Genomic DNA, 12,321 nt, shown 5'->3' with positions numbered 1-12,321 from the left:
GTGCCCGACCCCACCGACACGCCCCACCCCGACGTCGCCCTCCCGCTGTCGCCGTCCTCCGCCCCGGCCCCGCCCACCGACCGCACCGCTCGCCGACCACGTCCGTTCCCACCGACCACGTCCGCTGCGGAGGACGAGCTGGGTGGGAACGGACGTGGTCGCTGCCGGGGCGCGGCGGACCGACGTGGTCGCCGGCGTCCAGGGCGCGGCGGCCAGCGCGCCTTCCGGAGGCAGCCGGTGCGGCGTAGCGTCGGCGGCGCGCCGGGGAGTCCGGCGGTCTGCGTGCGGGGAGGGGTTCATGGCGTCCTTCACCGGGTCGGACGACCTGCGCGGCGCGGAGTTCCGCGGCGTCGACCTCACGGGCGCCCGGCTCGTGAACTGCGACCTGTCCGGGGCGGTGATCCGCGGCGCCGACGTCGCCGGTGCCGAGATCGACGCCCCGTGGCTGTACGACGGCTCGCTGGTGGTCAACGGCGTCGACGTCGCGCCGTTGGTCGACGCGGAGCTGAACCGGCGCTTCCCCGGCCGCGGCGAGCGATACGCGCAGGACCCGGACGGCCTGCGTGCTGCCTGGGCGGCGCTCGAGCGGACCTGGGAGGGAACCATCGAGCGCGCCGCGTCGATGCCGGCGGGGACCGTGGACGCCCAGGTCGACGGCGAGTGGTCCTTCGCCCAGACGCTCCGGCACCTCGTGATGGCGACGGACACCTGGCTCGGCCGCGGGATCCTCGAGCGGGAGCAGCCGTACCACCCGGTCGGCCAGCCCAACGGCGAGTACGAGACCGACGGCTACGACATGTCCGGGTTCTCCCTGCAGGCGCCGTCGTACGCGGAGGTGCTCGAGGCCCGGGCGGACCGGGTCGCGATGGTGCGCGACTTCCTCGCCGGCGTGACGTCGTCGGACCTCGACGTCCCGCGCAGCAACCCCTGGGGGCCCGACCAGCCCGAGACCACGCGCTCGTGCCTTCACGTGATCCTCGAGGAGGTGTGGGAGCACCACCGCTACGCCGTGCGCGACCTAGACGCGATCGCGGCGGACCCGTCCCTCACCCCCTGACCGCGCCGCCCTGGCGTCCGAGCTCGTCCGTTCCACGTGACCACGTCCCCCACGGCGGACGTGGTCGGCGGGAACGGACGTGCTCGCGGTCGGTCAGAGGAGCGCGAACCGCGGGGTCAGCTGCCGGCGTTCCGTGGGCGGGATGAAGGGCTGGACGCGTCGCAGGAGGCGCTCGGGGCTCCGCGTGTCGTCGGCCATGACGCGGAGCACCGCCCAGCCCTCCGCCCGCAGGGCGTCCTCGCGCCGCTTCTCGGCGAGCAGCGCCACGCGGCCGACGTCGTACTTCGCGACGCCGTCGTACTCCAGCAGCAGCCGCCAGGCCGGCCAACCCAGGTCCGCCCAGAAGGTGCCGAGCGCGGTCCGCACCGGGACCTGCGTCGTCGGCGCCGGGAGTCCGGCCCGCAGGACGGCGAGCCGGGCGAGCGTCTCGCCGGGTGACTCGGCGCCGTCGTCGGCGACGTCGAGGACGGCGCGGGCCCGCACGACGCCACGCCGCCCGGCCATGGTCGTGAGCAGCTGGAGGCACACCGCGAGGTCGGCGCCGCGGTGGAGGGCCGCGTCGGCGACGACGAGTCCAGCGGCCGGCGGGCAGGACATCGCGCAGTCGACCACCGTGCGCTCGAGCGTCGTGACGGCCCGCCCGCAGTGCAGCGTCCGGTCGCCCGCCGCGAGCTCGAGGACGTGCCGGACGACGTCGGCGCTGCACCCGCTCCGGGACGGCCGCGCCTGGGCGACGTGGGTCCGCTCGGGCACCCGCAGCACCGGCAGGCGCCACAGCAGCGCCGCCGACTCGTGGGTCACCACGTGGTCGATCGTCAGCTGGCTGCCCAGCGCGGCGATGCGGGCGAGCGCCAGCGCGCGGGCACGGTCACCGCGGAGGTGGTCGACGTCGACGTAGGCACCGCGCCGGACGCGGACCCACCGACCGCTGCGCAGGTGGGCGGCGGCGAGCGACGGGTCGACGTGCCGCGCCAGGTGGACGGGCGGCAGCGGCTCGTCGGCGGGCAGGGACGCTCCGGGTCGTCGTGGCACGGGACCACGGTGCGCGCGGGAGGCGGCTCCCTGGCGCCGGGCCCGTCGGTCCTGTGGACGCGGGCGTGTCCACAGCCCCGCCGACGCCGCCCCGCTGAGCACGTCCGTTCCCCGTGAGCACGTCCGCCCCGAAGGGCGTTCTGGGTGGGAACGGACGCACTCGGCCGCGGTGTCACCAGGCCGGGTCGGCTTCCGGAGCGGGCATCTGCGTCACGGCGGACGGGCGGATGTCGAAGGTCACGGCGGGGAGTGCCGCCGACCGGTACGTGCCCACCACGGGCGCCAGCGTGTCGGCGAGGCTCGCGGCCTGCTCGGGCGACAGGCCGACGACCCAGCAGCTCGGCTCCTCGCGCAGCGGCCCGACGCCGGCCTGGGGCACCAGCAGCAGCTCGGTGCCCGGTCCGCGCAGCATGAACGCGGCACCGCGGGCCACCCTGTCGAGCAGGGCGCGCCGCAGTCCGTCGACGGGGTGCGTGCTGAGCGTGACGGTGATCCGGGAGCGCCCCAGGGCGCGATCGGCCAGGCGCGCCGACCGTGCGACCTCGAGCGTCGAGACGACGAGCGCGACGCGCTCGGATCCGTCCACCTCGCTTCCCGCCTCGACCTGCGCCGCGACGCCGGGCAGCGCGAGCGTCGACGTCCGCCGGGGCGCCGTGACCAGCATCGGGAGGTGCTGGTCGAGCAGGGCGCGGAAGCCGGACCATCGTTCGTGCGCCGCCAGCTCGTCCGAGGTGATGCCGACGGCCTGGAGGAAGGCATCGCCGAGGTCCGGGTCCGGTGCGAACAGGAGGTGTCGCAGCGGCGAGGGCGCGTCCGGCGTCACGGGAGCGTTGAGGTCGAACGTGTGGCCGGGTCCGAGGAGCTCACCGGTTGCGGCCAGGTACGTCGCGACGTGGTGGAGCAGGTCGAGCGGCCACCGTGGCGGCTGCGTCTCGGCGTGACGCTCGAGGCGGAAGGTGAGCTCGGCCGTCGGTGCCACGCCCGCCGGAGCCGCGCGGGCGCCGGGAGCCGTGAGGCCGAGCCCGATGTAGTGCCAGTGGGGCACGGGAAGGTCGCGCGAGTGGACGAGCACGGTCTCCATCGGAGCGACGTCCCACGGGACGCTGGCCCGGTCGATGCCCACGACGGCCACCGGCGCGGAGTCGCCGTAGCAGCGCTCGATGGCCGCCTCGAGCCCGAGGCGCCAGAGGGTCTCGTCCACCGCGGCAGTCTGTCGGACGCCACCGCCCGCGTCTGCCCCCCGTCCCACCACCCGGCCGACATTCACCCGCTGAGCGTTCGCCGCTGAGCGCGTCCGTCCCACGCGAGTACGTCCGGTGCAGAGGACGTGCCGGGTGGGAACGGACGTGGTCGGCGGGAGATGGGAACCGCCGGGCGGTCAGGGGTGGGTGCGGGGCGGCCGGGAGGGGGTCGTCGCCAGGAACCACGCCACGCCGACGACGACGTGCAGGGTGAAGCTCCTGACGCTGACGCCTGCGGGTCGGGACCTGCGGGGGCGGATCGCCGACAGCATCGCGGAGCACAGCATGGTGCTCGCACGACTCGGTGAGGAGCAGCGCGACGCCCTCGTCCCGATGCTGGACGCTCTGCTCGCGGGCGAGGCGCCGCCGGCCCGACCCGCCTGAGGCCGACCGCTGACGCGTGCCCCCCGGCGGGCGGTCAGGTCGTGGTGGCCATCGCGGCGATGCGCCGCAGCTCCGCGAGGTGGCCGTCCAGCGCCGCGCGGCCCGGCTCGGTCAGGGCCAGCCAGGTGCGGGTCCGCGACCCGTGCGGAACCTTCGAGATCGCCACGTAGCCGGCGTCGGCCAGGACCTTGACGTGCTTGCTCAGCACCGAGTCGCTGATGGCCAGCGCATCGCGCACGGTGGCGAACTCCAGGGCCTCCACCGCGGCGAGCATCGCGCAGATCTGCAGGCGGTTCGAGGCGTGGATGACCTCGTTGAAGACCGGTTCCGCGGTCACGCGGCCGCCCGCACGCCCGCGCCCGCTCGGACCCGACGTCGCAGCCGCTCGTCGATCCGTCGCTCGGTGACCACGGTGGCGACGAAGGCGACGGCGCCCGCGACGTGCAGGGCCGCGGGGACGCCCGCGAACGCCTGCAGCGCGAAGGCGAGCGCGAGCAGGCCGAAGACGACGACGTACCAGGCACCCAGACCCTCGGCGTACCGCTCGACCGAGACCCCTGTCGCGCGCTTCAGCGCCCAGAGCAGCACCACCGGGGCGACGACCGCACCGAGCGTGATCAGCAGGGTCGCCACGGACTCGGTGGTGCCGCGCGCCTCCGGTCTGCCCACGAGCAGGCCCATGCCGACGAACATCGACGTCGTGCAGGAGGCGGCGCCCAGCCGGTACCACCACGGCGAGGCGATGCGCTCGGCGAGCAGGGCCCGCGCGTCGTCGAGCTGGCGCAGGGCGGCACGGGCGTCGTCGGGGGTGGCGCTCTCGCGAGTTTCCATAGCGGCAAGTCGCCCGCGACCAGGAGGGATCACTCGCCCGACCGCACCGCCTCCGCTGCCTCGACGAACGCGCGCCACTGGGCGCGCAGGTCCTCGCGCCGGGCGCGGCCGGCGGGCGTCAGCTCGTAGACCTTCCTGGCGGGGCCGGACTCGCTCTCCTCCCACCCCGCCGTGATCGCCCCCTCGTCCTCGAGCCGGACGAGCAGGGGGTAGAGCTGGCCGCCCTTGATCGGCTGGAGCCCGGCCGAGACCAGGGCCTGCGCGATGCCGTAGCCGTGCCGTGGCGCGACCGCGAGCACGTCGAGGACCAGCATCGGCAACGAGGCGCGCTGCCACGCCGCGAGGCTCATCGCCGTCCCACCCACGGGCGGTCCGCCCGGCGACCGGCCAGGGCGAGGACGGCGCTGAGCAGCAGGACGACCACCGCGGGGATCGTCAGGGAGCCCCAGCTGTCCATGGCGAGGATGAGCCCCGCGACCGCGAGCGGCATGACGGTGCCGGCGACGGTGGAGATCCACCAGCGGCGTGCCCGTGCCGTCCTGTCGGCGTCGGCCACCTGACGAGCCAGGACCACCGGGTGGCCGAACTCGTCGAACGCCGACGAGCTCCCGGCTCGGGTCGCCTGCTCGACCTCCGTGACGTGGCCGCGGGCGGTGGCCGAGGGCACCAGTCGGGTCCGCAGCGCGTGGTGGAACCGGCGCAGCCACTCCGCGTCGTCCCAGCTCTCGCGCAGCACGGGCTGGCGCGTGCGGCGCGCGGCCACGAGCGCGAGGACGCCGGGCACGAGCGCCGCCGCACCCCACAGCGGCACGGGGACGTCCCGCGCCAGGACGTGGCCCGGGCCGACGCCGGCGGCCGCGCCGATGCCCGCCAGCGCGAGCGCACCGACGGCGACGAGCGCACCGACTGCCGGGAGGGGACGGCCGGCGGAGAAGAGGGCCCGGCCGGCGACCCAGCCGAGGAAGGCGACCGTCACGCTCAGCGCGACGAGGACCGACGCGAGGTCGACGTCGACGGCCCAGCCGCTGCGGACCGCCGTGAGCACCGCCCCGACCACCGCGATCGCGACGAGCGTGGCGCCCGCCTCGAGCAGCGCCGGCCGCAGGCCACCGCCCTGCGAGGTCCGCACCGCCTCGTCCGCGGTCCCGAGCTCGGCGGCGTCCTCCGCCGCGAGCTCACGGGCGTCGCCGAAGAGCTCGGCGGCGGGGACGCCGGCCGCGTGGACCGCTGCGAGCAGCTGGCGCTCGCGCTCCCCGAGCGCGTCTGCCGGGACCGGTCTGGCGCCCATCGAGGCGCGATACCGCGTCGCCCACGCCCGGTCGCGCTCCGGCCACGCGATCACGTCCACTGATTCCCCTACCTAGGTCTGATTCCTACCTAGATAGAACCACGGCGGCGCGGGCGCGGCAAGGCCCTCCGGTCCGACATGGACCCCACCACGCGTGACGGGTCGCGGTGTGCGCTCAGAGCTCCCGCAGCATGGTGTCGGAGTCGCCGTTGCGTCCGACGACGGCGAAGCCGTGCCGCTCGTAGAGCGCTCGCGCCGCCGTGTTGCCGTCCTCGACGCTGAGGCTCAGCGCACGTCGGCCCAGGCCCCGGGCCTGCTCGACGCAGCCGGCCAGGAGGGCCGAGCCCACGCCGCGCCCCCGGTGCGCCGGCGCCACGGCCATGCCGATCTCGGGGACGTCGTCGGCGACGTACCCGTAACCCGGTGCCGCCGCGGGCAGCGCCCGGGCCCAGACGGCCCCGAGCGGCTCGTCGCCGTCGACGGCGACGAGACCGAAGTCGTCCGGTCGCTTCCACCCGGCCAGGTAGCGCGCGGTGTGGAGGTCGGCGACCACCTGGTCGCGGGTGAAGCGGGGCGTGCCATCCCAGTTGAACGCCTCCAGGAGCAGGTCGTACAGCAGGTCGAGGTCGCCGGTGGCAGCGTCGCGGAGGGTGATCACCGGGAGATCCTGCCCCGGATCAGCGGCCCGCGCGGTGTGCGCGGAAGATCATCATGGGCGAGTCGGGTTCGCACGGTGCACCGTCCCAGCCTCCCCGCACGTCGTCGACGACGAACCCGGCGTCGGTCAGCTGCTCCTCGATGAGCGCGCGCTCGCGGAACGCGAGGCACAGCTCCTCGACGACCTCCTCGCCTGTGTCCACGAACAGGGTGTGGAACGTCGCGGCGACCAGGCCCGGCGCCGGTTCGGTGATCTCGGACCACTCGCGCAGCGGGCCCCGGCCGGTCTGCCGGAGCGTCGGCGCGCCGGCCCACCAGTCCCAGGCCCGGGCGCGGGGGTTGCGGCTCTCGAAGGCGAGGACGCCGCCGGGGCGCAGGGCGCGGCCGACGTCGGCGAGCGTGCGTTCCCACGCCCCGTCGGGGATGTGCTGCGCGACGTTGCCGGACATGACGGCGTAGTCGAACGGTCCCGCGGGGAGGTTTCGGCTGTCGCCGAGGACCCATCGCACGTCGCCGCCGCCCGGACGGGCGGCGGCGTACGCGAGCATGGCGGGCGAGGGGTCGACCCCCACGACGGTGCGGCCCGGCCCCGCGAGGGTCACGGTGAGGATGCCGGTCCCGCAGCCGAGGTCGAGCACCGCCCGCGCGCCGACCTCGTCGGCGAGAGCGCGGAACCAGTCGTGGTCCGGCCCGTCGGGGTTGTCCTCGTCGTAGAGCTCGACGAGCCGTGCGTCGTAGTCGGCCACCGCGCGAGCGTACGCATCGGCCGGACGCGGACCGCGCCGGCGCCTCGAGCGGCTCGGGGGGTGGTTCGCCACCGCCGCCGCTCAGCGCGGTTCGACGCGCAGCGTGGTCGCCGCGGCGAGCGGGCTGGTGATGGCGCGCACCGCCGAGCCGTCGCCGTACTTGACGTGGTACGCCTGGTCGATCGCCTCGTCGTGGGTGTCGTCCGGGGTGAACACGACGTCGGCGCGCAGGCCGCCGGCGTCGATCACCCCCGTGCCGGTCCGTCTGGCGGCGCGGTACCACGCACCCGACTCGCCGCGGACCGATCGGATGAAGAGATCCCCGTCGACCGCGACGTGCCACACGGTCGCCGGGTTCCGCGGTGTCCCGTCAGGTCGCAGCGCGGCGACCTGCAGCTCACCTTCGCGGTCGATCGCGGACAGCTGGTCCTCGTGCCAGGTCGTCATGATTCCCCCTAGACCCGCCACGCTACGTCGCGGTGGCTCCCCCGGCGATCGGTCGTCCGGCTCAGCGCTCCGGGCGAGGCCCCGCGCTGACGTGCCCGGTGACCCGCAGGCCCAGCGTGCCGCGGGTCACCGCGAGCAGGACCAGCGCCGTCGCGGTGGACGCGATGAGGACCACGTGTCCGGGCCGCCCTCTCCCGGGTACGGCAGGCGCTACCGCCGCGCCCGACGGCGTCCGGCTACCCGGTCCGCTCGCCGGCCGCGGCGAGCACGACGGGGTCGGCGCAGCCGCGGGCGAACCCGGCGATCCGACGGTCGATGTCGCGCTGCAGGACGACGCGCCCGATCCGCTCGGCGAGCGGCGCCAGCCACGGCGGGCGGCAGGTGAAGCTGTAGCGCCACACCGCACGCGTGCCGCCGTCGGGCAGCGGGGTGAACCGCCACCCGGCGGCCAGGACCGCGAAGAACCATGGCCCCTCGACCATCTTCATGCCGACGTTCGTCGGGGGTCGGTAGGAGACGTACTGGCTGACCATGCGCAGCCCCGACCGGTGGCGGGTGAGGGTCCGGACCCCCACCGCCGGGGCCGTCGCGCCGTCGAGGAACCGCTGGTGCCGGATGAAGGGGTCCCAGCGCAGGCGGGCGTCGCCCGTGGTCTGGGACACGGCGTACGCGACGTCGGGCGGGACCGCGACGTCGACCGAGGCTTCGACGATCATGCGGCGACCCTAGGGCCGCGGCCGGATTCCCGTCGCTCGGTCCCGGTAGCGGCTGACGGTCCCGTGACGGATGACCAGGCGCGCCGGCCCGGACGGTCAGCCCTCCCAGCGGACCTCGCCGTCGACCACCGTGGACGTGGCCCGCAGCCCCAGCGCGCGGGCGACGCCCGCCGAGGCCTCGTGGTCGGGGTGCACGTGGGCGACCAGAGAGCCGACGCCCTGCGTGCGGAGCCAGTGCGCGACGGCGGCAGCGGCCTCGCTCGCGTACCCGTGGCCCTGGTGGTCGGTGCCGATGACCCAGGCGAGCTCGGCCTCGACGGCGTCCTCACCGGGTGACAGCGTCGCCTGCACGGTGCCGATCAGGCGCTGCGTGTCCTGACGGCGCAGCATCCAGTTCAGCCAGCCCTGCGAGCCGTCCGCGGACTGCCCGACGGCCTGCCGGGCGAACCGGTCCGTGAGCTCCTGCTGGGAGGCCGGTTCCCCGCCGGTGAAGGTGTGGAGCCGGTGGTCGTCGAAGACCTCGAACGCCTCGGCGGCGTGGCCGACGTGCAAGGGCTCGAGCGCGAGGCGGGGCGTCTGGAGCGGTGCTGCGGGGGGCCATGCCACGGGGTGGTCCATGCCGTGAGGCTAGGGCCAGCCGTCAGTGCCGCCCGCCCGCGGCCTCGGATTCGGCCTCGGACCCGGACCCGGACCCGAGGGTGCGTCGCACGAGACGCCGCGCGACGCGGACCTGCTCCGGCACGCGGTCGGGCGCGTGCTCGAGCGCCCAGCGCGTCAGGTCCAGGGCGCTGACCAGCCGCGACAGCGCCGTGTCGCGTCGGTCCACCTCCTCGCCCCACCCCTGCGCGAGCGCGGCCAGGGCGGTGTCGTCCGGGTCGCCCACCTCGGACCGCCTGAGCAGCAGGTGGAGCAGGTCGGTGGTGGGCACCGGGCCGGCGGTCGCCGAGCCCCAGTCGAGCAGCACCGGCCCGCCCTGCGCCGGGACGCGCAGGTTGCGCGGCGACAGGTCGCCGTGGGTCAGCCCGAACGACGGGGGAGCGTCACGCGCCTCCGTGAGCAGCGCGCGCAGCGGCGCCCGGTCGGCCGCGCGGTAGACGCCGAGCCCTACGAGGGGGTCGTCCGGCCCGAGCGCCTCGAGGTTGTGGTCCACGTGCGCGACCCACGCCGCGGGCAGGTCCCGGCCGAACCGCGAGAAGAGCCCCGCGGGCGCGTCCGTCAGGGGCAGCGCCGCGATGCGCCGGCCCAGCTCGCCGAGCAGGCGCCAACGCTCGGCCACCGGGACGCGCCCGAGGCCGACGTCCGCGACGTACCGCTGCACCATCGCCGCACGTCCGTCGAGCTCGCCCAGCCACAGCACCTCGGGCACCCCGATGCCGTGCTCCGCCGCCCGCCGCATGCACCACGCCTCGAGGTCGAGGTCGACGGCCTGCCCCGGCCGCGGTGCCCGCACGACGACGCGGTCCGCGCCCGAGCCCAGCACGGTCACCTCGTTCACGCCGCCCGCGACGTCGGGAGCGGCGACCGGCCCGTCGGTCTGGCCCGCGGCCCTGGCCACGGCGACTGCGAAGGCCGGGTCCACGGCAGCAGGCTAGTGCGGCACGCCGTCGCTCTCGGTCACACTCACGACGGAGCGCTCGTCATCCTGGCAACGCCCCGCGGAAGGACGGCTGAGCGACGTGAATCACACGGAAGCCTTCGAGCGGGAGCGGCCGCGCCTCGTGCGCCTGGCAGCTCGCGTGCTGAACGATCACGCCGAGGCCGAGGATGCCGTGCAGCAGGCCTGGCTCCGCCTGCAGCGCTCCGACACGGACATCGACTGCCTTCCGGCATGGCTGACGACGGTGACCACCCGGGTGTGCCTGGACCGGCTGCGGTCCCGGACCCCGGTGCCCGTGGGAGCGGTCGAGGTGCCCGGGGTCGCGCACGACGTCGCCGACGAGGTCGCACTGGCCGACACGGTCGGCGTCGCCCTGCAGGTGGTGCTGGACCGACTCTCGCCGCAGGAGCGCGTGGCGTTCGTGCTGCACGACAGCTTCGGTGTCGAGTTCTCGACCATCGCGACCATCCTCGACACCTCGCCGGTGGCGGCCCGCAAGCTGGCCTCACGGGCCCGCGCCAAGGTGCGCCGGCCGTCGCCCGAGGAGCGGCCGTCCAGCTGGGAGGTCGTCGACGCGTTCATGGCGGCAGCGCGCGACGGCGAGTTCGAGCGCCTGATACGGCTCCTAGCCCCTGACGCCGTCGTCACCGCTGATGCGGCTGCCGTGCGCGTCGGCACACCGGAGCGACTCGATGGTCGCCACGCGGTGGCGACGTTCTTCAACGGCAGCGCACGCGCCGCGCTCCCGGTCTACGTCGAGGACCGGCCCGCCGCCGCCTGGTTCCACCGCGGGGAAGCGAAGGTCCTGTTCGACTTCACCGTGGTCGACGGCGTCGTCAGCGCCATCACGTTCCGCGCCGAGCCGGACGTGCTCGCCCGGGTGTCGCGCCGCGAGGGCGAGGAGCGCCGTTCCTGACCCCGGCGGTCGTCACACTCGCCGGCCGCCACTCGTCACTCAGGTGCAGGACCGCTCGACCCACGGCCACGATCACCGGAAGGGACCGACCATGAAGACCATGACCTGCCGCCAGCTGGGGGGACCGTGCGACCTCGAGCACCGCGCAGACAGTGCCGACGACGTCATCAAGGCCCAGGATCGCCACCTCAAGGATGAGGAGAAGGCGGGCGACGCCTCCCACCAGCCGGCGCGTGACGCCATGAAGGGTCGCTGGCGCCACCCGAAGAAGTCGCTCGACTGGTACGGCGACGTGAAGAACGCCTTCGCCGGCCTGCCCGAGAGCTGAGAAGCCCCGACTCGACGCGTACCGGAAGCCGGAGACCCATGACCTCGACGACGAACCCGGCAACCGCTCCCGGGAACGGCCATGACGTTCTCGGGGGCGTGGTGCACGAGCACCCGTGAGCGGCGCATCCGCATCGCCGAGGAGAAGCTGGAGACCGGCGAACGCCGACCATGCTGCTGGCCCGGGTGCACGCACCGGGAGCGCACCGGGAGGTGAGGGGGCATGCCCTAGGGCGGGCTGTCGCGAGCGCGCGGCCGCATCGTCATCGCAGACGGCCAGGCCGAGCAGCCGAGGACGTGCGACGCCGCGTTCACCGCGCAGGGCCACCGATCTGATCAGGGACACTGGAGGGAGCAACCGTCACTCGACAAGGAGTCAACAACCGTGCCCCAGGGAACTGTCCGCTGGTTCGACGCCGAGCGGGGCTTCGGCTTCCTCGCCCTCGGCGACGACACCGAGGACCTGTTCGTCCATGCGTCCGAGATCGTCGGCGGCGACGGCGCCAAGGTGCTCCGCGAGGGGCAGGCCGTCGAGTTCGAGGTGGGCGAGGGGGACCGCGGCCCGCAGGCGCGCCGCGTCCGCGTCACGGGAGACCAGGCCGCCGACGCGCCCCTCGGGGTGCTCGGCACCGTCGCCTGGTACGAGCCGAGCAAGGGCTACGGCTTCGTCATGCCCGACGGCGGGGGCGCCCAGATCTTCGTGCACAGCTCGGCCATCGTGGGCGGCGGCGTGATCGCGGAGGGCCAGCGCGTCGCGTTCCTCGTCGTCGACGGTGAGAAGGGGCCGCAGGCCGACCACCTGCTGCCGCTCGGGGCGCAGGCCGCCCAGGCCGCGGTGTCCGACGGCGCGGACGGCACCGTGACCTGGTACGACGCCGAGAAGGGCTTCGGATTCGTGACCCCCGAAGCCGGCGGGCAGGACATCTTCGTGCACGTCCGCGCCCTGGCCGGTGGGCTCACGGAGCTCGCCGAGGGCGACCGCGTGACGTTCGACATCGCCGAGAGCGAGAAGGGCCCGCAGGCCCGCAACGTCCAGCTCGTGGGCGGCTCCGCGCCGCGGCGCGGGCCCGCGGCGGCGCCCG

17 protein-coding genes are annotated in these 12,321 nt (G+C 75.2%); 5 read left to right on the top strand and 12 right to left on the bottom strand.

Features of this window, described 5'->3' with window-relative positions; genetic code table 11:
* Positions 1-298 precede the first annotated feature (298 nt).
* Positions 299-1,057: a DinB family protein gene (locus IDM29_RS00995; protein ID WP_182112387.1), complete on the top strand. Its 759-nt coding sequence runs from the start codon at positions 299-301 to the stop codon at positions 1,055-1,057.
* Between the two features lie 93 nt (positions 1,058-1,150).
* Here the strand turns inward: IDM29_RS00995 and IDM29_RS00990 are convergent, their stop codons facing one another.
* Both IDM29_RS00990 and IDM29_RS00985 read right to left on the bottom strand, forming a co-directional pair.
* Positions 1,151-2,089 carry a hypothetical protein gene (locus IDM29_RS00990; protein ID WP_182112386.1) on the bottom strand — a complete coding sequence of 313 codons (939 nt, stop codon included), beginning with the start codon at positions 2,087-2,089 and terminating at the stop codon, positions 1,151-1,153.
* Positions 2,090-2,261: 172 nt separating this feature from the next.
* Positions 2,262-3,290: a suppressor of fused domain protein gene (locus IDM29_RS00985; RefSeq protein WP_182112385.1), complete on the bottom strand. Its 1,029-nt coding sequence runs from the start codon at positions 3,288-3,290 to the stop codon at positions 2,262-2,264.
* A 250-nt stretch (positions 3,291-3,540) separates the two neighbouring features.
* On the opposite strand from IDM29_RS00985, the gene IDM29_RS00980 reads away from it, so the two are divergent.
* Positions 3,541-3,714, top strand: a complete 174-nt coding sequence (locus tag IDM29_RS00980) for a hypothetical protein (protein WP_182112384.1) — start codon at positions 3,541-3,543, stop codon at positions 3,712-3,714.
* A gap of 34 nt (positions 3,715-3,748) precedes the next feature.
* Here IDM29_RS00980 and IDM29_RS16940 read toward each other — a convergent pair whose 3' ends face one another.
* From IDM29_RS16940 to IDM29_RS00935, 10 genes are all read right to left on the bottom strand, one after another.
* Positions 3,749-4,051 carry a transcriptional regulator gene (locus IDM29_RS16940; RefSeq protein WP_220457981.1) on the bottom strand — a complete coding sequence of 101 codons (303 nt, stop codon included), beginning with the start codon at positions 4,049-4,051 and terminating at the stop codon, positions 3,749-3,751.
* Positions 4,048-4,545, bottom strand: coding sequence for a hypothetical protein (locus IDM29_RS16935; RefSeq protein ID WP_220457980.1), 498 nt, complete (start codon positions 4,543-4,545; stop codon positions 4,048-4,050). Before IDM29_RS16935 ends, IDM29_RS16940 begins: the two co-directional genes overlap by 4 nt.
* A 29-nt stretch (positions 4,546-4,574) precedes the next feature.
* Positions 4,575-4,895, bottom strand: coding sequence for a PadR family transcriptional regulator (locus IDM29_RS00970; RefSeq protein WP_182112383.1), 321 nt, complete (start codon positions 4,893-4,895; stop codon positions 4,575-4,577).
* Positions 4,892-5,833 (bottom strand): hypothetical protein, encoded by a 942-nt coding sequence (locus IDM29_RS00965; RefSeq protein ID WP_182112382.1) that lies wholly within the window; start codon positions 5,831-5,833, stop codon positions 4,892-4,894. Before IDM29_RS00965 ends, IDM29_RS00970 begins: the two co-directional genes overlap by 4 nt.
* A gap of 175 nt (positions 5,834-6,008) precedes the next feature.
* Positions 6,009-6,491, bottom strand: a complete 483-nt coding sequence (locus IDM29_RS00960; RefSeq protein ID WP_309232652.1) for a GNAT family N-acetyltransferase — start codon at positions 6,489-6,491, stop codon at positions 6,009-6,011.
* A gap of 19 nt (positions 6,492-6,510) precedes the next feature.
* A complete protein-coding gene (locus tag IDM29_RS00955) occupies positions 6,511-7,236 on the bottom strand; it encodes a trans-aconitate 2-methyltransferase (RefSeq protein WP_182112381.1) in 726 nt (241 codons plus the stop codon).
* An 81-nt stretch (positions 7,237-7,317) separates the two neighbouring features.
* Entirely contained in the window at positions 7,318-7,683 is a 366-nt protein-coding gene (locus IDM29_RS00950) for a DUF2255 family protein (protein ID WP_182112380.1), read from the bottom strand.
* Between the two features lie 236 nt (positions 7,684-7,919).
* Positions 7,920-8,399 carry a type II toxin-antitoxin system RatA family toxin gene (locus IDM29_RS00945; protein WP_182112379.1) on the bottom strand — a complete coding sequence of 160 codons (480 nt, stop codon included), beginning with the start codon at positions 8,397-8,399 and terminating at the stop codon, positions 7,920-7,922.
* A gap of 96 nt (positions 8,400-8,495) precedes the next feature.
* On the bottom strand, positions 8,496-9,017 hold the full coding sequence (locus IDM29_RS00940) for a GNAT family N-acetyltransferase (protein WP_182112378.1): 522 nt from the start codon (positions 9,015-9,017) through the stop codon (positions 8,496-8,498).
* Positions 9,018-9,039: 22 nt separating this feature from the next.
* Entirely contained in the window at positions 9,040-9,978 is a 939-nt protein-coding gene (locus IDM29_RS00935) for an aminoglycoside phosphotransferase family protein (protein WP_182112377.1), read from the bottom strand.
* 97 nt (positions 9,979-10,075) lie between these two features.
* On the opposite strand from IDM29_RS00935, the gene IDM29_RS00930 reads away from it, so the two are divergent.
* The 3 genes from IDM29_RS00930 to IDM29_RS17475 all read left to right on the top strand — a co-directional run.
* Entirely contained in the window at positions 10,076-10,912 is an 837-nt protein-coding gene (locus IDM29_RS00930; RefSeq protein WP_182112376.1) for a sigma-70 family RNA polymerase sigma factor, read from the top strand.
* Between the two features lie 91 nt (positions 10,913-11,003).
* On the top strand, positions 11,004-11,240 hold the full coding sequence (locus tag IDM29_RS00925; RefSeq protein WP_182112375.1) for a DUF1059 domain-containing protein: 237 nt from the start codon (positions 11,004-11,006) through the stop codon (positions 11,238-11,240).
* Positions 11,241-11,624: 384 nt separating this feature from the next.
* On the top strand, positions 11,625-12,321 hold a 697-nt coding region (locus IDM29_RS17475), incomplete at its 3' end, for a cold-shock protein (RefSeq protein WP_188037043.1).

Source organism: Actinotalea sp. JY-7885, assembly GCF_014525465.1.
In the GTDB taxonomy this organism is placed as follows: domain Bacteria; phylum Actinomycetota; class Actinomycetes; order Actinomycetales; family Cellulomonadaceae; genus Actinotalea.
Note: the sequence above shows the minus strand (reverse complement) of the source record. Positions and strands in the feature narration are given on the sequence as shown.

What these genes read in the sequence shown, in the direction of transcription:
- IDM29_RS00995 (WP_182112387.1), top strand. Translation starts at nt 299, where the DNA reads ATGGCGTCCTTCACCGGGTCGGACGACCTGCGCGGCGCGGAGTTCCGC.
- IDM29_RS16935 (WP_220457980.1), bottom strand. Translation starts at nt 4,545, where the DNA reads ATGGAAACTCGCGAGAGCGCCACCCCCGACGACGCCCGTGCCGCCCTG.
- IDM29_RS00970 (WP_182112383.1), bottom strand. Translation starts at nt 4,895, where the DNA reads ATGAGCCTCGCGGCGTGGCAGCGCGCCTCGTTGCCGATGCTGGTCCTC.
- IDM29_RS00965 (WP_182112382.1), bottom strand. Translation starts at nt 5,833, where the DNA reads ATGGGCGCCAGACCGGTCCCGGCAGACGCGCTCGGGGAGCGCGAGCGC.
- IDM29_RS00950 (WP_182112380.1), bottom strand. Translation starts at nt 7,683, where the DNA reads ATGACGACCTGGCACGAGGACCAGCTGTCCGCGATCGACCGCGAAGGT.
- IDM29_RS00945 (WP_182112379.1), bottom strand. Translation starts at nt 8,399, where the DNA reads ATGATCGTCGAAGCCTCGGTCGACGTCGCGGTCCCGCCCGACGTCGCG.
- IDM29_RS00940 (WP_182112378.1), bottom strand. Translation starts at nt 9,017, where the DNA reads ATGGACCACCCCGTGGCATGGCCCCCCGCAGCACCGCTCCAGACGCCC.
- IDM29_RS00925 (WP_182112375.1), top strand. Translation starts at nt 11,004, where the DNA reads ATGAAGACCATGACCTGCCGCCAGCTGGGGGGACCGTGCGACCTCGAG.